This is a genomic window from Nocardioides sp. DN36 (assembly GCF_055380375.1).
Window position 1 is genome coordinate 423,098 of sequence record NZ_AP043823.1, and the last position, 18,794, is coordinate 441,891.

General features: G+C 72.8%; 18 protein-coding genes. 12 read left to right on the top strand and 6 right to left on the bottom strand.

The window, feature by feature from the left end; all coding sequences use genetic code 11:
- Window positions 1-94: 94 nt before the first annotated feature.
- Window positions 95-346 carry an SHOCT domain-containing protein gene (locus ACZ43H_RS02955; protein ID WP_464587620.1) on the top strand — a complete coding sequence of 84 codons (252 nt, stop codon included), beginning with the start codon at window positions 95-97 and terminating at the stop codon, window positions 344-346.
- Here the strand turns inward: ACZ43H_RS02955 and ACZ43H_RS02960 are convergent.
- On the bottom strand, window positions 301-729 hold the full coding sequence (locus ACZ43H_RS02960) for a VOC family protein (protein ID WP_464587621.1): 429 nt from the start codon (window positions 727-729) through the stop codon (window positions 301-303). The two genes, ACZ43H_RS02955 and ACZ43H_RS02960, sit on opposite strands and share 46 nt — an antisense overlap.
- 34 nt (window positions 730-763) lie before the next feature.
- On the bottom strand, window positions 764-916 hold the full coding sequence (locus ACZ43H_RS02965) for a hypothetical protein (RefSeq protein ID WP_464587623.1): 153 nt from the start codon (window positions 914-916) through the stop codon (window positions 764-766).
- A 162-nt stretch (window positions 917-1,078) separates the two neighbouring features.
- Here ACZ43H_RS02965 and ACZ43H_RS02970 point away from each other — a divergent pair, with 162 nt between their 5' ends.
- The 7 genes from ACZ43H_RS02970 to ACZ43H_RS03000 all read left to right on the top strand — a co-directional run bounded on the left by ACZ43H_RS02970 (window position 1,079) and on the right by ACZ43H_RS03000 (window position 9,718).
- Window positions 1,079-1,309, top strand: a complete 231-nt coding sequence (locus ACZ43H_RS02970; protein ID WP_464587624.1) for a heavy-metal-associated domain-containing protein — start codon at window positions 1,079-1,081, stop codon at window positions 1,307-1,309.
- Window positions 1,310-1,415: 106 nt separating this feature from the next.
- A complete protein-coding gene (locus ACZ43H_RS02975; RefSeq protein ID WP_464587626.1) occupies window positions 1,416-2,867 on the top strand; it encodes an MFS transporter in 1,452 nt (483 codons plus the stop codon).
- A gap of 77 nt (window positions 2,868-2,944) precedes the next feature.
- Window positions 2,945-3,154, top strand: coding sequence for a hypothetical protein (locus tag ACZ43H_RS02980; RefSeq protein WP_464587628.1), 210 nt, complete (start codon window positions 2,945-2,947; stop codon window positions 3,152-3,154).
- Between the two features lie 118 nt (window positions 3,155-3,272).
- Window positions 3,273-6,476, top strand: coding sequence for an AfsR/SARP family transcriptional regulator (locus ACZ43H_RS02985; RefSeq protein WP_464587630.1), 3,204 nt, complete (start codon window positions 3,273-3,275; stop codon window positions 6,474-6,476).
- A 55-nt stretch (window positions 6,477-6,531) separates the two neighbouring features.
- Entirely contained in the window at window positions 6,532-7,995 is a 1,464-nt protein-coding gene (locus tag ACZ43H_RS02990) for a hypothetical protein (protein WP_464587632.1), read from the top strand.
- Window positions 7,996-8,070: 75 nt separating this feature from the next.
- The gene (locus ACZ43H_RS02995) at window positions 8,071-8,589 is read left to right on the top strand and encodes a SigE family RNA polymerase sigma factor (protein WP_464587633.1); all 519 of its coding nucleotides are present in this window, start codon (window positions 8,071-8,073) and stop codon (window positions 8,587-8,589) included.
- Between the two features lies 1 nt (window position 8,590).
- Window positions 8,591-9,718 (top strand): hypothetical protein, encoded by a 1,128-nt coding sequence (locus tag ACZ43H_RS03000; protein WP_464587635.1) that lies wholly within the window; start codon window positions 8,591-8,593, stop codon window positions 9,716-9,718.
- Between the two features lie 13 nt (window positions 9,719-9,731).
- On the opposite strand, the gene ACZ43H_RS03005 is transcribed toward ACZ43H_RS03000, so the two are convergent.
- The 3 genes from ACZ43H_RS03005 to ACZ43H_RS03015 form a co-directional block, all read right to left on the bottom strand.
- Window positions 9,732-10,379 carry a DivIVA domain-containing protein gene (locus ACZ43H_RS03005; protein WP_464587637.1) on the bottom strand — a complete coding sequence of 216 codons (648 nt, stop codon included), beginning with the start codon at window positions 10,377-10,379 and terminating at the stop codon, window positions 9,732-9,734.
- On the bottom strand, window positions 10,376-11,551 hold the full coding sequence (locus tag ACZ43H_RS03010) for a globin domain-containing protein (protein WP_464587639.1): 1,176 nt from the start codon (window positions 11,549-11,551) through the stop codon (window positions 10,376-10,378). Before ACZ43H_RS03010 ends, ACZ43H_RS03005 begins: the two co-directional genes overlap by 4 nt.
- A gap of 245 nt (window positions 11,552-11,796) precedes the next feature.
- On the bottom strand, window positions 11,797-12,132 hold the full coding sequence (locus tag ACZ43H_RS03015; protein WP_464587640.1) for an ArsR/SmtB family transcription factor: 336 nt from the start codon (window positions 12,130-12,132) through the stop codon (window positions 11,797-11,799).
- A 139-nt stretch (window positions 12,133-12,271) separates the two neighbouring features.
- On the opposite strand from ACZ43H_RS03015, the gene ACZ43H_RS03020 reads away from it, so the two are divergent.
- Both ACZ43H_RS03020 and ACZ43H_RS03025 read left to right on the top strand, forming a co-directional pair.
- Window positions 12,272-14,116 (top strand): phosphoenolpyruvate carboxykinase (GTP), encoded by a 1,845-nt coding sequence (locus ACZ43H_RS03020; protein ID WP_464587642.1) that lies wholly within the window; start codon window positions 12,272-12,274, stop codon window positions 14,114-14,116.
- 71 nt (window positions 14,117-14,187) lie between these two features.
- Window positions 14,188-15,726: a WS/DGAT domain-containing protein gene (locus ACZ43H_RS03025; RefSeq protein ID WP_464587643.1), complete on the top strand. Its 1,539-nt coding sequence runs from the start codon at window positions 14,188-14,190 to the stop codon at window positions 15,724-15,726.
- A gap of 2 nt (window positions 15,727-15,728) precedes the next feature.
- On the opposite strand, the gene ACZ43H_RS03030 is transcribed toward ACZ43H_RS03025, so the two are convergent.
- Entirely contained in the window at window positions 15,729-17,432 is a 1,704-nt protein-coding gene (locus tag ACZ43H_RS03030) for an alpha/beta hydrolase (protein WP_464587645.1), read from the bottom strand.
- Window positions 17,433-17,620: 188 nt separating this feature from the next.
- On the opposite strand from ACZ43H_RS03030, the gene ACZ43H_RS03035 reads away from it, so the two are divergent.
- Both ACZ43H_RS03035 and ACZ43H_RS03040 read left to right on the top strand, forming a co-directional pair.
- Window positions 17,621-18,157: an RNase H family protein gene (locus tag ACZ43H_RS03035; RefSeq protein ID WP_464587647.1), complete on the top strand. Its 537-nt coding sequence runs from the start codon at window positions 17,621-17,623 to the stop codon at window positions 18,155-18,157.
- Window positions 18,158-18,178: 21 nt separating this feature from the next.
- Entirely contained in the window at window positions 18,179-18,736 is a 558-nt protein-coding gene (locus ACZ43H_RS03040) for a GNAT family N-acetyltransferase (protein ID WP_464587649.1), read from the top strand.
- The last annotated feature ends 58 nt before the right edge of the window (window positions 18,737-18,794 follow it).

The window sequence follows — 18,794 nt, forward strand, 5'->3', positions numbered from 1 at the left end:
TCCCTCTCCTGTCGACTGCTTCGCTGCTGCCGACCCTCGCCCCGTGCCCGTTGTGGAGGGGTCCTAACGGGGATCGCGCACGTTCCTGGAGTACGTGCCATACCCGCGGTCCGCGGACGCCGTCGACAGGTCAGCGGGCCCGGCTCGGAACCGAGGCGGTGCGAGGTTCCGCGGTGTCGGTGCGGCCCCGCTTCGTGCCCCACGACGCGGGTCGGCGACGGAGATCCTGGACGAGCGGTTCGCCCGCGGTGAGATCGACGAGGTCGAGTACCGCAGCCGTCGTGACGTGCTGTCCCAGCCTCAGCCGCCCGAACCGACCGACAGCTCCTCGAAGATCGTGAGCTGAAGTCCCGCCGGCGCCTCCAGCCTCGCGTTGAGCGAGTCCCACGGTGTCCGCGTGGGCCCGGCGACGAGCTCGGCGCCGCCGCCGACCAGCTGCCGGGTGACCGCCTCCGCGTCGGCGACCTCGAAGGCCACACGCAGTCGTGGACTCACCCGACGCCCGACCTCGACGCGGTCGATCATCTCGACCTGGGCGGGGTTGGAGATCTCGAGCGTCGCCCGGCCGACGTCGAGGATCGTGACCTTCTCCCCGTCGTCCCCGTGCACCTGCAGCTCCTCGCCAGCGCCCAGCAGGTCGCGGTAGAACGCGACCGCCTCGTCATAGTCCTCGGCCTCCACCACGAGGCGCATCTGCAGGACGCGGCGGTGCTCGGGTCGGTCGTTCATCGGGGTGCTCCCGTCGGTCGGACAGGGCCGGTGCTCAGCGCCACGAGCCCTGCTGCTGGTCGTCGCCCCGATCGTCCTGCCGAGGACCCCAGAAGTCACCTGCGTAGTAGCCGTTGTGCGGGTGGATGCGCCCGGTCCAGGTGCCCGACTCCTGCTCGATGATCCGCGATGCCGCCATGTCGTCCACGTCCTTCGTGTCTGGGTGATCAGGTCCCGAGCGGTTCGATGCCTCGACCCTCGACCACGGCCCTTGCGGCCGACTGTCCCGACCGGACAGAGACCGGACAGCCGGTGCTCGCACGCTGGCGCCCGGGGAGCAATCGCGCGACAAGGAGTAGAGGCGGCAGACATGCGACACATGAACTTGTTCGTCGGCGGCATGGCCTGTCGCCGTTGCGTCCGGGAGGTCACGCGGCGGCTGCGTGACGTCCCGGGCGTCCAGACGGTGACGGCCGATGCCGCCCTGTCCCAGGTCCGGCTCAGCGGCACGATGACAGTGGTGGACGTGCTCGGCGCGTTCAGGGGGACGACGTACGTCGCGCGGGTGCTCGACAGGCCGGTCGCCGAGCGCGAGCAGTGACGTCCGAGCACGGGCGACAGAGCCGGGACAGCGCGGGGACAGCCCCGGTCGTGAGGCTCCTTCTCGCAGCCGTCGTCGGCTGACCACCACGAGAGAAAGGCACACCATGTCTGCCACCCCACCTGCCGCGGGGAGCCCCAGCAACCGGCGCTGGCTGGCGCTCGGGCTCATCGCCGCGGCCCAGTTCATGGTCATCATGGACACCTCGATCATCGGCGTCGCCCTGCCACGGATGCAGTCGGACCTCGGGTTCACCCCGGAGGGCCTGAGCTGGGTCTTCAACGCCTACGTGGTCGCGTTCGGCGGCCTCCTGCTGCTGGGGGGCCGGCTGGCCGACCTCTTCGGTGCACGTCGGGTCTTCGGGCTCGGCTGGCTGACGCTCGCGATCGGTTCCCTGGCTGCCGGCCTCGCCGAGAACGTCCCCGTCGAGCTCGCCGGCCGCGCCGTCCAGGGCGCCGGGGCCGCGCTGATCGCGCCGGCAGCACTCACGCTGCTGTTCACGATCTTCGGCGCCTCGCCGAAGGAGCTGACCAAGGCGCTCGCGCTGTACGGCGCGGCCGCGCCCGCGGGCGGCACCGCCGGCGTGTTCCTCGGTGGCGTGCTCACGGAGTACGCCAGCTGGCCGTGGGTCTTCTTCATCAACCTTCCGCTCGCCGCCGCGGTGCTGGCGCTGACACCCCGGGTGATGCCCCGGGGCATGACCCGACGAGGTTCGCTCGACCTCGCGGGGGCCACGACCGTCACAGCCGGCCTGGCGATGGTCGTCTTCGCCGTCGTGCGCGCTCCGCAGGCCGGCTGGGCCTCGGCCTCGACGCTCGTCTTCGGCGCAGGTGGGCTTCTCCTGCTGGGGGTCTTCGTCGTCCTCCAGGCCAGCCTGCGACAGCCGCTCGTGCGCCTGGGCATCTTCCGGGCCCCGAACCTGGCCGCGGCCAACTCCGCTCAGTTCCTGCTCGGTGCGGCCTGGATCCCGATGTTCTTCTTCCTCAACCTCTACCTTCAGCAGGTCCTCGGGCTCGGCGCCTTCGCCAGCGGGGCGGCACTCCTCCCGCTCACCGTGACCATCATGGTCGGGATGGTCGCGGTCGCGCCGAGGCTCATCGGCAGGTTCGGTCCCAAGGCGATGACGGTGACCGGTCTGACCACGCTGGCCGCGGGGCTGGTCTGGCTGTCCTTCGTCCGCCCGGACGGCAGCTTCGCCGTCGACGTGCTCCCCGCGACGCTGGTGACCGCGGCCGGGATGGCGATGGCGTTCATCCCGTCGCTGGGCCTGGCGCTGTCGTCCGCAGCTCCCGAGGAGGGCGGTCTGGCCGCCGGCATCGTCAACACCAGCTACCAGGTCGGCTCCGCGCTCGGTCTCGCGGCGATGACGGCGCTCGCAGCGGCGTTCGGCGCCGACCGGGCGGGCGACCTCGTCGCCCTGACCGACGGCTTCACGGCCGGTCTGCTCGGCGCCGCGGCCATCGCGGCCGTGGGTGCGGTGCTCGCCGCCGCGTGGTTGCGGTCTCCCTCGACGCAGGCGCCGGCAGCAGATCAGGAGCCCAGCACCGCCGCCGCGTAGACCTTGCTCCTGCCGCCACCGGCCTGCGCTCCTGGGCGCGGGCCGGTGGCCACGTCCCGACCCGTCCCGGAGATCTCATGTCCGACCCCGTACGCACCCGCCCCGATGCCGGGCCGCCGACCCTTCTCGCCGTCTGGGGCGGTCGGCGCGGCATCGTCGACGGTGCGTTGCCGCCCGTCGTCTTCGTCGCTGCCCACGCCAACACCGGTCTCGTGGTGGACGCGTCCGCCGGGTCGGTCCTCGTGGCCCGACCAGCGCTCGGCAGCTCCTCCTCGGTTGGCCGGTGACCGGCGTCGCGGTCGCGCTCACGCTCGCCGCCGTACGCCGCGCCTCCTGCGCCCGTTGCCCGCCCCCACGGAGTCCGGCACGATGAACGGGTCGGGACGTGGGGAGGGGAGAGGCCGGATGGACGTGCGTTTCCGGCTGCTCGGGCCGATGGAGATCATCGTGGGTGCGGAGTCCGTGCCGCTGCCCGGCGCGGCGGAGCGTGCACTGCTCGTGCAGCTGCTCCTGTCACCGGGTCGCACCATCCCCGCCACGATGCTGGTGGACCGCCTGTGGTCGGAGTCGTCGCTGCCCGTGGATCCGATGAACGCCCTCCAGATCCGGGTGTCGAAGCTCCGGCGCAGCCTCGCCTCGATCGGCGCCCCGGACGCGGTGAGCCGGGAGGGAGTCGGGTACCGCGCCGACGTCGACCCGGCCAGCGTCGACGCCGTCGAGTTCGTGGACCGCATCCGGCAGGCACGGTCGCGTGCCGCGGCTGCGGGCGAGGAGCACGACCCCGACCACCTGGCGGCGTACGACGAGGCGCTGGCGTTGTGGCGCGGCGAGCCCCTGGCGGACTTCGCCGACGACGAGTGGGCGACCGTGGAGGCGGTCCGGCTCACCGAGCTGCGGCTGGCCGCGCTGACCGAGCGGGCCAGGATCGCCCTCTCCCTCGGTCGACACCTCGACGTCGTCGGGGACCTCGAGCCGCAGGTCGCCCGGGACCCCACGCTCGAGTCGCTGGTCGGCCTGCTGATGGTCGCGCTCTACCGGAGCGGTCGGCAGGCGGACGCCCTCGAGGTCTACTCGCGGACGCGCGAGGTCCTCGACGACTCGCTGGGGCTCGAGCCGTCGGTCTCCCTCCGCTCCCTGCACGAACGCGTGCTCCGCCAGGACCCGTCGCTGGGCGCACAGCCCGATCTGTTGCCTCCCGCGCCGCCCAACGTCCCGGCGGCGCACCGCCGGGATGCCGAGGCGGGGAGGATCGCGCCGACCAACCTGCCCCGCGTCGTGCGACCCCTGATCGGCCGGGACGTGCAGCTGGACTCCCTGACCGAGCTCGTCGGCGGGACTCGGCTGCTGTCCCTGATCGGTCCCGGAGGCGCGGGGAAGACCTCGCTGGCCGTGGCGACCGCGCTCCGCGCGGCGCCGGGCTTCGTCGACGGCGCGTTCGTCGCTCGCCTGGCGCCGGTCGAGGACCCCGGGCAGGTCCCGCTGGCCGTGTCCGAGGCGCTCGGCGTACCGCTGGACGGCGCGGCCGCGGACCGCGACGTCCGGGAGCGGTTGATCAGCTACCTCGCCCGCCGGCAGGTCCTGCTGCTGGTCGACAACTGCGAGCACGTCATCGACGCGGTGGCCTCCCTCGTCGACGAGGTGCTGGGCCGGTGTCCGGAGGTGAGGGTGCTCGCCACGAGCCGCGAGGCGCTGGCCGTCCCCGACGAGGTGCAGGTGACCGTGGGTCCGCTGGATGCGGCCCCGGAAGGTACGCCGGCCCCGCGCGTCCTGGAGTTCCCGGCATCGCAGCTGTTCGTCGAGCGCATGCGCGCGGTGCGGCCGGGAGCTGTCCTGGACCACGACGACCTGCTGGCCGTGGGCCGGATCGGTCGGGCGCTCGACGGCATGCCCCTGGCGCTCGAGCTCGCGGCCGCCCGCGTCACGTCGCTGTCGCCGGTGGAGATCTCCGAGCGCCTCGAGCAGCGGTTCGCTCTCCTGACGACTGGTGCACGCACGGCCGAGGCGCGGCAGCAGACCCTGCGCGCCACCGTTGACTGGAGCTACGCGTTGCTCGACGACGACGAACGTCGGGTCTTCAACCGGCTCGCCGTCTTCCAGGGCGGCTGGACGCTCACCGCTGCCGAGGCGGTGGTCGGCGACGAGGGACGTGCGGAGGGGCAGGTGCTCGACGTAGTCGGGCGGTTGGTCGAGCGGTCGATGGTGGTGGTCGAGCGCGGTCGGCACACGCGCTACCGGATGCTGGAGACCCTGCGCCAGTACGCCCACGAACGGTTGGCCGACGCGGGGGAGCTGGGCACGCTGGGTGCCCGTCATGCCGCCCACTTCCGTTCCCTCGCCGAGGAGGCGGAGCTCGAGCTGCGGGGACACGGACAGCGCGAGGCGCTGCGGCTTCTCCGGGAGGAGCAACCGAACATCCGCACCGCGCTCGCCTGGCTCGGGGGACCCGACGGAGACCTCGACTCGGCGCTCACGATGGCCGGGTCGCTCGGCCTGTTCTGGCACCTCGGTCGCCACCTGGAGGGTCGCGAGGTGCTCGGCCGGCTGCTGGCGTCGGGCACCGGTGCCCCGGCGCCGAGGGCGCGTGCACTGCAGGCGGTCTCCCTGGTCGAGCGCCCGCGCGCCTGCCTGGTGCACCCCAGCCCGCGGTGCGCGGAGGCGGCGGAGCAGAGCCTGACGGTCTTCGAGCAGCTCGGTGACGAGTGGCGAGCGGCGCTCTCCCGCGTGCTGCTGGCGGTGGAGGGGGTCACCGGCGCCGAGGTGGAGCGTTCCGACTCCCTGCTGCACCGCGCGCACGAGCAGTTCGTGCGTGACGCGGACCGCTGGGGCCAGGCGGTGATCGGGTTCGTGCGGATGGAGACGGCGCTCAAGACCGGCGACCAGCAGACTGCCGTACCGACAGGTCGGGCGACGGCTGCGGCCTTCCGGGAGCTCGACGACCCCTGGGGCCTGTCGGCGGTCCTCTACCACCTCGGCTGGGGGCTGCGTCAGTTCGGACGCTACGAGGAGTCCGCCCGGGTGCTCGAGGAGGCGATCGACGTCGCTACCGGCGCCGGGCTCTACAACACCGTGCAGTGGGCCCTGGCCGACCTCGCCGTGACCCAGCTCCACCTCGGGCACGTCGAGTCGTCGCGTCGGCTCCTCGATCGCGCCCGCGAGGCGTCCGAGCACATCGGGGACGGCGCCGGGGCGGTGCTCGCCGGGTACGGGTACGGCCTGCTCGCCCTGGTCCGGGAGGACTGGGACGAGGCACGCCGCGAGCTCACGGAGGCGCATCTCGGCTTCGGGGCGCTCGGCACCCCGGTGCCCCAGGGACTGGCGCTGGCCGGCTTGGCGCGCTGCGACGAGGCGGCGGGGGACACGTCCTCGGCGCAGACGCGCTACGAGGGAGTGCTGGCGACCGGCCGGGCAGCCGGCGAACCCGCCCTGGCCGGCACGGCGCTCGAGGGCCTGGGCCGACTGGCCCTTGCCCGGGGGGACCTCGCCGACGCCGCCGCCCTGCTGGAGGAGGCCACCCGGGTGCGCGAGCGGTCGGCTCGCCCGGCGCCACCGCACGAGCGGCGTGACCTCGAGGCCGCCCGGGCCGCGCTGGCCACGGCCTCGGTGACCTGACGCGACGGGGCCAGGACTGGGCCGGCACTGGCCCCGGTGCCTGATGATGGGTCGCATGACGCACGGAGTCGCCTTTCCCGCCCAGCCGGACGGCCGCAGGAGCACCACCGCTGTGGGGCGAGGGGTCGTGGCGGACGCACTGCGGGCGGTCGACCCCGTGGGCGCGAGGGCGGTGGAGCACGAGACGTCGTGGCACAGCCGCTACCCGCTGCACTTCCGCCGCCTCGTCGAGGCCGGGCTCGCCGCGCCCGCCGACTGGCTGGCGATCGCGGACGCGGGGCTGGACTCCGTGCACCGGCGCATGGTGGTGGTCGGGCCGGACGACGAGGAGGCGCCGCTGGACTCGCTGGCCGAGGCGCCCGCGGCTCGCCGGCTCGAGACGTTCGAGGTCGTGGGGACGGGGACACCGGCCGACGAGCTGATGGTGCCCTACCGTGGCCGCGAGCTGCGCGGGGCCGAGCTGCGCGAGCAGCTCGCGGACTGGAGCCGGCGCGGCGTGATGGAGCCCTCGGCGGCCGACGCGGTGGCCGAGGTCGCCGGGCACCCCGACTGGCTGCGCCTCGACGGGCAGACCGTGGTGGTGCTCGGGGCCGGGTCGGAGATGGGTCCGTTGCGGCCGCTGCTCGGCTGGGGGGCGACCGTCGCCGCGGTCGACCTCCCGCGGCCGGCCGTCTGGGACCGCGTGCTCAGGTCGGCCGGTGGGGCAGCGGGTCGTCTGCTCGTGCCGGTGCGCCCCGACGTCCCCGGCCCGGACCGGGTCGGTGAGGCCGCCGGGCTCGACCTGCTCGACGAGGTGCCGGAGGCAGCGGACTGGCTGAAGGGGCTCGACGGGCGGCTGGTGCTGGGCAACTACCTGTACGCCGACGGGGGCACGCACGTGCGGGTGTCGGTCGCCGCCGACGCGCTGGCGAGCCGGGTCGACCGGGCGCGGCCGGACAGCGCGCTGGCCTTCCTGGCCACGCCGACCGACGTGTTCGTCGTGCCGCGGGACGCCGTCGAGCAGGCGACCCGCAGCTACCGCGGCCGCTCCGCGACGGCCCGGACCCTCGGTCGCCCCCTGCGCTGGGCGAGCCGCGGCCGCCTGCTGCACCGCGCCTACCCGCCGGACGCCGACCCCGGGATCGGCGACAGCCTGGTGCCGGTGCAGGGCCCGAGCTACGCGCTGGCCAAGCGGATCCAGCGCTGGCGGGCCGCCGCGGCCCGTCGGGACGGGCGGCTGGTGTCGTTCCACGTCGCGCCGTCCACCCGCACGCACTCGGTCGTCAAGAACCGGGCGCTGGCGGCTGCGTTCGCCGGCGCGCACCGCTTCGGCGTCGAGATCTTCGAGCCGGCCACGTCGAACACCCTGATGGCCGCCCTGCTCGTCCACGACCTCGTGCAGGGCACCCCGCACCACGACCACCCCTGGCAGGACGAGGCGTACGCCGCCGTGCACGGCGGGCTCTGGTGCGCGCCGTACGAGCCGCGCAGCGCCCTGGGCCTGGCCGCGGTGCTCGGCTACGCGAGCGCGCGGGGCTGAGTCCGTCTCCCTGGCAGACGCAACCTCCCGCCGCCCCGAGGAGTCAGAGGGGGCAGAAGGGGGAGGTGCCAGATGATGAACACCGTGACGAGCTCGGCGGCGCCCACGTTCGAGGAGTACGCCGCGTCGGCCTGGCCGTCGTTGTACCGGTACGCCTACCTGCTGGCCGGCAACCACGCCGACGCCGAGGACATCGCGCAGCAGACGCTGATGAAGGCCTACCGGTCCTGGTCGCGGGTGCAGGCCTCGGACTCGCCGACGGCGTACCTGCGCCGGATGCTCACCAACACCTACCTGTCCTTCCGACGGCCCCGCGGGCGGCGGCTCGAGCTGCTCACCGACGCGCCGCCCGAGGAGCTCCACGCGCCCGCCGGTGGACCCGAGGATCGGATGGTCCTGTGGCCGCACGTGAAGTCGCTGCCGCCACGCCAGCGGGCCGTGATCGTGCTCCGCTACTACGAGGACCTCAGCGAGCAGGAGATCGCGGACGCGCTCGGGTGCTCGCGCGGCAACGTGAAGTCCACCGCGCACCACGCACTCAAGTCACTGCGAGCCGCGATCGGCTCGGACGGCACCACCGGAGAGGAGAGCTGACATGCACGTCGACGTCGAGGAGACCCTGGGCCGCGAGCTGCGCCGGGTGGCCGACGGGCTGCAGGTCCCCGCGCTGCCGTCGCTGCCGGATGAGCCGGCCGGTCAACGGCACCGGAGCTGGCAGCCGCTGCTGGTGGCCGCCGCGGTCGTGCTGGTCCTCGCGGGCGTGGTCACCCTGGTGGCCACCACCCGCGGCGGCCGGGACGTGCAGCCGGCACCCGCCCCCCCGTCGCCGAGCCGCACGGACTCGGCCGACCCGATCCCGAGGACCGCGCCGACCGTGCCGTACCTCCTGGACCAGAGGCTGTACGTCGACGGTGAGCAGGTGCCCGGCACGTGGTGGTCGCTGCAGGCCGGCGGGTCCGGCTGGCTGGCCCTCCGCGCGGACAACACATGGTGGTGGGGACGGGGCGCCGACCCGACCCCCATCGCGGCCCAGTTCGACGTCCCGCCGGTGCTCTCGCCCGCGGGGAAGTACGTCGGCGAGGTCCTCGACGACAACGGTCGGGGCACGCTGAGCGGCTTCGACACCAGCTCCAGCGGTGAGGGTCTGGGCGGGGTGCCGATCGACCCGGGCAGCAACCAGGACGGCAGCACCGTCACCGTGCGCGCCGTCACTGACGACGGCCGGGTCCTCGCGCAGGGCACGAGCACCGCCGTTCTGTGGCTGCCGCTGGTCGACAACAGCACCGTCGACCTCACCCGGACCGCACCCGGCCAGGTGGTCGTGGGCAACACCCCGGCCGGCCTGGTCGTGACCGACGGCGAGAACGGCGAGCCCTACCTCGCGGAGATCTCCGACGCCGGCGTGCTCACCAGGACCGGGCCGGCCCCGGTGCTCGACGCGATCGTGGGCAGCCCGGGCGGCACCTGGCTGGCCGGCACCCAGGTCGGGATGATGGGCGGCGAGGTCACCTCGGTGACCACCCTCCAGGCGCAGTCCGTGGACGGCGTCCAGCGCGTCACGCTGAAGGCCCCTGACGGCTGGGGCTTCCACGTCATGGCGTACGCCTGGGAGGACGAGCAGCACCTGGTCTCCCCGGTCGTCCGCGACAGCGGCGACGGCGCCGAGCGGATGGTGAGCTGCAGCGTCGCCTCCGCCCGGTGCGTGCTCATCGACGGCCGGTGAGGGCAGAACGCCCTCAGGCCGTGTCCTCGGTGGGGGCCGCGAGGTTCCGGTGCCGCCCGGGCGAGCTGGGCCCGGTGACCTCGGGGGCGTCCCCGAGCCGCTCCACCTCGTCGGCGAGCGAGTCCACGATCGACTGCATCTGCGCCTCCGCGGCATGGGCGAAGGATCGGACCCGATCGACCTCGACGGAGGAGCCGCCGGACTCCTGGACGGCGCCCGGCAGCGTCCACCTGATCAGGGCCTCCGCGTCCCGGCGGGTGCGCTCGGCGGTCTCCATGGCGTCCTGGAGGATCTGGCGCTCCCGCTCGCGGGCCTGGCCCAGCCGCTCGCGCGCGTCGCGACTGACGTCCTCCACCATCTCCTCGGCCACCAGCTGGGCCTGGCTGAACAGCTCGACGACCTGGTCGTTGACGCGGTCACCCGCCGCCTCGAGCTCGGCCAGCTCGGCCCGCGCGCGCCGGAGGTCCGCCCGGAGGCGCTCGTTCTCGGCGCTCACCTCCCGGAGCTCGTCGTCGGCGGCCTGCACCTGGTCGGCCACCCGCTCGAGGTAGGCGTAGACCTTCTCCTCGTCCAGACCCCGCAGCCGCCGGGGGAAGGACTCGTTGCGGATCGCCTCGGACGACCGGTGGTGCGGCGTGCTCTGCATGGCGTTGCTGGTCACTGCTTGTCTCCCGACGTGCTCAGGGTGGCCTCGGCGTCGTGCTCGCTCGCGGCCGCGTAGTAGAAGTGCTCGTACTTGATGCTCTCGGGGGCCATTCCGGCCGCCGTCAGCTGCTCCAGGGTGTGCGCGACCATCTGCGGTCCGCCGCAGACCATGGCCGTGCGGCCGGTCAGCTGCTGCCGGGCGGCGACGGTGCCGACCTGGCCGCGGGTCCCGGGGTAGGAGGTGTCGTCGGAGACGACCTCGGTGTAGTCGAACCAGGGGCGCTTGTCCGCCAGGTCGCGCAGCAGCGCCCGCTCGTACAGGTGCCACGGCATCCGTACGCCGTGCAGCAGCTGCACCCGCGGGGCGGACCCGGACCGCTGCCACTCTCGGTCGATCTGCTCGAGGACCGCGCGCAGGGGTGCGAGCCCGGTGCCACCGGCCACCATCAGCAGGTCGGTGGGGTCGTGGTCCTTGCGGGTGAGCCGGTCCCCGACCGGGGCCCCGAGCTTCACCGTGTCGCCGACCTTCAGCGAACGGACCAGGGCCGAGCTCACCTGGCCGCCGTCGACCTTCTGGACGTGCAGGTCGATCGAGCCGTCCTCACGCGGGGCGTTGGCCGGGCTGAAGTAGCGCCAGGTGCGCGGGCGCTGCGGGATCTCCATCGACAACGACTGGCCGGGGAGGAAGCGCAGCTCGCGCCGGGGCTGGACCCGGACCAGCGAGAGGTCCATCATCTTCCGCTCGACCGAGACCACGTCGGCGTCCCACCAGTCCGGGCTGGTCTCGGAGGACGTGTCCGCCGCCTCGACCATGATCCGGGCGATCACCTGGTAGGCCGCCGCCCAGTCCGCGGCCAGGTCCTCGTCCCAGTCGTCCCCGAGGAAGTGCCTCAGGGTGGCGAACAGGGAGGCTCCGACCGCGTTGTAGTGCTCGGTGACGACCTCGTACTTGCGGTGGTCACGGCCGAGGTGCTCGAGGAACGACGCGTCGTGCTCGAGCCGGTCGACGTGGCTGACGACCCGGCCGAGCACGCTGACGAACTTGTCCCGCTGCCCCGACATGGAGAGCGGGAACATCGAGCGGACCTCGGGGTGGGACACGAAGAGGTGCGAGTAGAAGTACAGGGGCACGTCGTGCCCGTGCCTCGTCACCTTGTCCCAGCTGTTCTGCAGGGCAGCTGAATCCATGGGGCTGGCTATCCGAGTCGACCGGACCGCCTCTCGACACGGGCGCGTGGTCCGTCCCCGGACCGGTCGCGTTCACCGGGATGCGTGCGGTGGTCGGTGCAGCACACCGACGTACGAAACGTTGACAAAGAGTCCCTCCAACTCTGCTGCCCCCGTCTTCTCCCGCGACGCTCTTACCCGACAGGCCGGACCCGAAACCCCCTTTTTTCCAGGTGGCCGGGATGCGGGTCGGGTCGGGCGGTTCGTCAGGTGCGCGGCTCGGGCGCCAGCTCCGCCTCGAGCTCGCCCCGGGTCGCGATGACCCGGGAGAGGATGTTGCGCGCCGCCAGCAGCAGGTCGCGCACCTCCGGCACGCTCACCGAGTAGACGACCTCGCCGCCGTTGCGGTGCGAGACCACGAGGGACGTACGCCGGAGGACGGCGAGCTGCTGGGAGAGGTTGCTCGGCTCGATCGCGATCTCCTCGAGCAGCTCGTGCACGGCGTGGTCGCGCTCGGACAGCAGCTCGAGGATGCGGATCCGGGCCGGGTGTCCGAGGGTCTTGAAGAACTCGGCCTTCGCTTGGTAGAGCGGAACGCTCACCGGGTCACCACCATCCGCGCTCGTCGTGCCCGGGGTCGCACCGGGCTCCGCCAGTCTTGCACGCCCGATCCATCAGTTGCAAAAGTCTTCAAGTCAGGTAGCCTCGCAGCAGACGGACCTCGACAGAGAAGAGCGAACGATGGTGGACGTGGCCGCGGTGCTGGACGAGGCGGGGCTGACCAACCCGCGGGTGCGCGAGTACGTGGAGTACTGGGCGGAGCTGACCGGCGCCGCGCGCGTCGAGGTCGTGAGCGCGGCCGACGACGAGCGCCTGGTCCGGGAGGCGCTCGAGGCCGGCGAGCTGCTGCCCGCGGGGGAGGGGCGCTACTACTCGCGCAGCTACGCCAAGGACACGGCGCGTTCCGAGGAGCGCACGGTCGTTGCGACCAGCAACCCCGGCGACAAGGGCGTCTACAACAACTGGCGTCCGGCCGAGGAGATGAAGCCGCTCCTCGAGGACCGGATGCGGGGCGCCTCGGCCGGACGGACGATGTACGTCATCCCCTACCTGATGGCGCCGCCCGGCAACGCGCTCGCCCCCTGGGCCACCGGCGTGCAGCTGACCGACACCCGCACCGTCGTGCTGCACATGATCCGGATGTCGCGGGTGGGCGTGGAGCACGTCGAGGACCTCGAGGACCCGAACAGCTTCGTCCGCGCCGTGCACGTGACCGGCGACCTGGAGAACCTCGGCCACGGCACCCCCGAGGACCAGCGCTACTTCGTGACCGTCGCCGACGAGCGCACGATCCTGCACTTCGGGTCGTCGTACGGCGGCAACGCGCTGCTCGGCAAGATCGCCCACGGCCTGCGGCAGGCGGCCTACGACGGCTGGGCCTCGCGCCTGTTCCTCGCCGAGCAGTACATGCTGATCGGGATCCACGACAAGGAGACCGGCAAGGACTTCCACATCTGCGGGGGCTTCCCGAGCGCCTCCGGCAAGACCAACCTCGCGATGATGCTGCCGCCCGACGCGCTGGGCGACCGCTACCACGTCTCCTTCTACGGCGACGACATCGCCTGGTTGTGGGTGAACGAGGAGGACGGCCGGCTCTACGGGATGAACCCGGAGTACGGCGTCTTCGGCGTCGCCAAGGACACCAACGAGCGGACCAACCCGACCGCCCTGGCCTCGGTCGGCGAGGGGACGGGCGTCATCTTCACCAACGTCGCCTACAACGAGCTCACCCAGGAGGTCTGGTGGGAGGGGCGGACCCCCGAGCCGCCCACCGAGCTCGCCGGCTGGCTGGACTGGAAGGGCGAGCCGATCGCCGCACGCGAGCCGGGCAGCACCGAGCCGTGGGCGCACCCGAACAGCCGGTTCACCACGACGCTCGACAACGTCCCGAACATCGCGCCCGACTACGACGCGGCGGCCGGCGTGCCGATCGACGCGATCATCTTCGGCGGCCGCACCCGTGACCGCGAGCCGCTGGTCCGGGCGATCCACGACCTCGCCGAGGGGGTGTACGACGGGCTGACCCTCGGCGCCGAGGCGACCTTCGCCGCGGAGGGCGTCGACGGGCAGCTGCGCTACGACCCCATGTCCAACCGCCCGTTCATGGCGTACGCCGAGGGGCCCTACGCCGCGCACTACCTGAAGGTCGTCGGCGCGGCCAAGGACCAGCCGATCTTCGCGCACGTCAACTGGTTCCAGCGCGACCCGGAGGACGGGCACTTCCTGTGGCCCGGCTACCGAGAGAACCTCCGCCCGCTGCTGTGGCTGCTGCAGCTGAGGAACGGCGAGGTCACCGGCCGGCAGACTCCGGTCGGCATCGTCCCCACCGAGGAGGAGCTCGATCTCCGCGGCGTCGACATCACCCCCGAGGACCTCGAGCGGGTGCTGACCATCGACGTCCCGCGCTGGCGCCAGGAGATGGCCAACCGCGAGGAGCACCTCGAGCAGTTCGCGGGCCTGCCCGACGAGATCTGGGAGGCGCACCGCCGGGTCACGAAGGCGCTCGACGAGCTCGCGGCGGACTGACGACGCCCGCCCCGTGACGTTCGCCCCTGTCGGGGCGCCGGGCGCCGGTCGACGATGGCGGCGTACCGGGGGTGGACGTCGAGCGACTGGGTGGGCTGGCCATGGGTGAGCGGCAGCGGTTGGGCGTGCAGGACGCCCTCTGGCTGGAGATGGACAAGCCCGGCAACCTGATGGTGGTCGACAGCCTGTTCTGGACGGCGACACCCCTCGACTGGGACCGCTACCGCGACGCCCTCAGGCACCGGCTCTGGGAGCGCTTCCCGGTCTTCCGCAGCGTGGTCGTCCGCGGCGAGGACGGGGCGTGGTGGTGGGAGGAGCAGCCCGACGCCGTCCTCGAGGACCGCTACGAGCGGGTGCTGCTGCCCGAGCCCGGCGGCGACGCCGAGCTGGCGGAGCTGATCGCCTCCCAGCGCACCGTGCCGCTGGACCGCAGCGAGCCGCTGTGGCGTGCCGTCCTCGTCGACGGCTACCAGGGCGGGAGCGCCGTGCTGTTCCGGGGCCACCACGCCATCGCCGACGGGATCCGGATGGTCCAGCTGGCCCTCAGCATCTTCGACGTCAGCCCGGACGGCGCGCTCGTGCCCGTCCGCACGCTGCGGCGGCACGCAGCGGCCCGGAGCGCGACGCGTGTCGACCCGGATCCGGTCGACGGTCACGTCTCGCTGCCCACCCAGGCGCGGTCGCTCGCCACGAGCACGGTCGGCACCTCGCTGCGGCTGGCCCGGAGCACGGTGACGAACCCCGTGGGTGCCGCGAGCAGCGCGATCACGATGTCCCAGTCGCTGGTCGGCACCGCGGCGTCCCGGGCCCGCTCGGTGGTCAGCTCCGGTGGGCAGGGGGTGCGCGGGGTGCCCTCCTTCCTCTCCGCCGTGCCGGGCGACGTCGACACCGTCCGCAAGCTCGTGCTCGGTACCCGCAACGACACCACCCGCTGGACCGGCAAGGTCGGCGACCACAAGGCGGTGGCCTGGTCGCCACCGCTGCCCCTCGAGGACGTGAAGGCGGTGGCGCACGCCCACGACGCCACCGTCAACGACGTGCTCGTGACCTGTGTGGCGGAGTCCCTGCGGGCCTACCTGCAGGCCCACGACGCGGTCTGCCACAGCGTCACCTGGGACGTGCCGGTCAACCTGAAGCCCTTCGACCCGGACCTGCCCGTGGTGCTCGGCAACGCCTTCGCGCTGGTGCAGCTCGAGCTCCCCACCCACATCGACGACCCGGTGCGCACGCTCGAGGTGGTGCGGCACCGGATGGGCCGGATCAAGAACGGTCACGAGGCGGTGGTGGACTTCGGCGTGCAGGCCGCCATCTCGCGGATGAGCAAGCGGTTGTACCGCGTCACGATCGACCTGCTCGCCAACCGGGCGGTGGGGGTCCTGACCAACGTGCCCGGGCCCCAGGTGCCGCTCTACGTCGCCGGGCGGAAGGTCGAGGGGATGATGGGCTGGGCGCCGCTCACCGCCGACCAGGTCATGAGCGTCACGATCTTCAGCTACGACGGCAAGGTGTTCGTCGGCATCGCCGCCGACGAGGGGCTCGTGCCCGACCACGGCCAGGTCGTCGACGGCTTCGCCGACGCGTTCCGCAGGCTCGCGCTGCTGAGCGGCTGAGATCAGCGCTGGGGTCCCCACGGAGAGGGCAGCCCCACGAGCGGGGTCTTCAGCGGGGCCGTGCGGGCGGCGACGGCCAGGAAGGGGTTCGGGTTGGCCGGGCACACCGTGCCGCGGGGTGGCAGCGAGCGCGTGAGCAGGTAGGCATCCACGTGGTCGGTGACGCACTCGCTGCGTCCGTAGGCCGTGTGGCCCCAGCCTGCGTAGCTGAGCAGGCGGCTGTTGCGCAGCAGCCGGTCACTGGCTGTAGCGCCGGCGTAGTCGGTCACGCCGTCGAAGTAGTTGCCCACCACGAGCACCGGCGAGGAGGTACGCGCCGTCCACGGGCCGACGTAGCGGTCGGGACTCACCGGCCAGTGCGCGCACCCGGTGTTTCCCCACCACCAGAACGGTCCGAACCGGGAGCCGGCCCGTGCGTACCTGTCGATCGCGCGCCAGGTGGAGAAGACGCGGGGGTACTGGGTGTCGGCGCACTGGTTGCCGTAGTACGAGTCCAGTCCGTTCGGGTAGTCGGCCTCGTGGACCGGCGGTGCCAGCTGCTCGACCAGTCTCGCGTGCAGCCGCGCTGCCCTCGCGGCGGCACCGGGGTCCCGGGCAAGAGCTGCGTCCGCAAGGGCATCGAAGAGCGCCGCTGCACCGTCGGTGCCGTCCCACACCTCGGGGGAGTACATGGCGCTCGTCGCGTCGGTGATCAGGAAGTCGTAGGTGTACAGGGTGCCGTCAGGCAGCTCGAGCGGGTGGGACCGGATGCTGCGCGCGAGCCGTTCCCAGCGCCGTGCCGACCCCTGAGGGGTCGAGAAGGCGCACTCCGGGCCGGCGGCGTCGCACAGGCGGAGGAACTCGTCGAACTCCCGCTGCGTCGCCACCCGGTCGGACCTGACCTGCCGGCCGCTGGACCACAGGCGCGGGTCGAGCACGCCGTCGATCGCGAGCGCACGCACGCGGTGCGGGAACAGGTTGGCGTAGGTGTTGCCGATGTAGGTGCCGTAGGAGAAGCCCAGGTAGGTCAGCTTCTCGTCGCCGACCGCGCGCCGCAGCCTGTCCAGGTCGCGGGCCACGTCGGCGGTGCTCATGTGCTGCACGATCCGCTGACGGTCGTCGTGGCACCGGGCGCCGAGACCGGCGAAGGTGTCGAAGTACTCGCGGTACTGGCCCGGGCGGTAGGGGAAGACGGGTTGGCTGGAGAGGAAGGCGTCCAGCTCGTCCTCGGAGCCGAAGCAGTGCAGCGGGTCGGAGCCCGCGACGCCTCGGGGGTCGAAGCCGACGACGTCGAACCTGTTGTCGAGCCGGTTCCCGAGGAACTTGCCGAACCCGCTCAGCACCATGCCCACCCCGGAGCCCCCGGGACCACCGGGGTTGACGAAGACGGTGCCGATCCGATGCTGCCGGTCTGCGGCGGGGCGCCGGGCGAGCGCGAGGTGCGTGATGCCCCGCCCCGGCCGGTCGTAGTCGAGGGGGACCGTCACCGTCGCGCAGTCGTAGCCCCGGTGCCCTGCCCCGCACGAGACCCAGTGCGGACCCGTCCGCATCGCTTGGGCCGACCGCTGCGAGGCGCTGGAGTGATCCGCCGTCGTCGGCGCGACCGCGCCCGGCGGGTGCGTGGACGCGGCTTCCGCGGTGGCGCCGGCGACCGCGATCACCGGGACGATGAGCCCGGCCGCCGCGAACGCTCGCACCCGGCTGGCGGGAGAACCGTTGACGGTCATGAGGAGACCTCCCAAGAAGCGCACGGTCCCTGCGACCGTAGGTCGGAGCGGCCCGTCGGGCGTCCGGCGGGCTCCTTTTCCCCCAACATGTGGGAGGTGGCGCGGGTCGTCCTGCGCACGGCTCCGGGGCGGGACCGCATCCCGTCCCGCCTCCACCTCAGGCGCGACCCGGTGGCAGGATGCGGGCCGTGACGATCATTGCGGCAGCGGACGGTTCAGCACTCGGCAACCCCGGGCCGGCGGGCTGGGCGTGGTACGTCGACGACTCGTGCTGGGCGGCCGGCGGCTGGGCCCACGGCACGAACAACAAGGCCGAGCTGACCGCCGTCCTCGACCTGCTGCAGCAGACCGCCCACCTCGCCGAGGACCTGCTGGTCTACTGCGACAGCACCTACGTCATCAACTCGGTCACCAAGTGGATGGCCGGCTGGAAGCGGCGCGGGTGGAAGAAGGGCGACGGCAAGCCCGTCCTCAACGTCGAGATCATGATGGCCCTCGACGAGGCGATGGCCGGCCGCCAGGTCCGGTTCGCCTGGGTCAAGGGCCACTCCGGCCACCCGCTCAACGAGGCGGCGGACCGGCTGGCCAACGGCGCGGCCGCGTCCTGGAAGGGGCGCGTCGCGCCTGAGCCCGGACCCGGCTTCGCCGGCGCGGTCACCAGCCACCCCGAGGAGCGGCCCGCCGCCCCCGCGTACGACGACGCGGACCTGTTCAGCGGTCTCTGATCCACGGCGACCTCCCGTCCCATGTCCGACATCCCACGCGAAGTCGTGATCCGCGGATCGCGAGTGGCCCTCGCCAGGTTCCGCGAGAGCGACATCGATGCCGTGCACGCGTTCGCTTCGGACCCCGTGGTGTGTCGCTTCACGGGATGGGGCCCGAACACGCTCGACGAGACGCGCGCCTTCCTCACCGACGCGGTCCGGCGCAGCAACGACAGGTACGACCTCGCGGTCGTGCGCGGAGACGAGGTCATCGGGTCCGCATCGGTCTGGACGACGAGTCCTGTCCACCGGGTGGGCGAGCTGGGATACACGATCCGACAGGACTGTTGGGGCCAGGGCTTCGCGACGGAAGTGGCGCGGCTCCTCGTCGAGCTCGGGTTCGCCCACCTGGACCTCGGGCGATTGTCTGCCACGTGCGACCCGGCCAATGCGGCGTCCGTGCGGGTCCTGGAGAAGGCGGGCCTCCGACGCGAGGGACTCCTCCGTGGTCTGTACTTCGTCCGCGGTCGACACCGGGACCGGCTCATGTTCGGCTGCCTCAGGACCGACATCGCCGAGACAGCGACCAGCGGTCCCTGACCAGAGTCGTCCGGTCCCTGCCGCCGGCGCTCGCGCGGCGCATACTCGAACCCGAGAC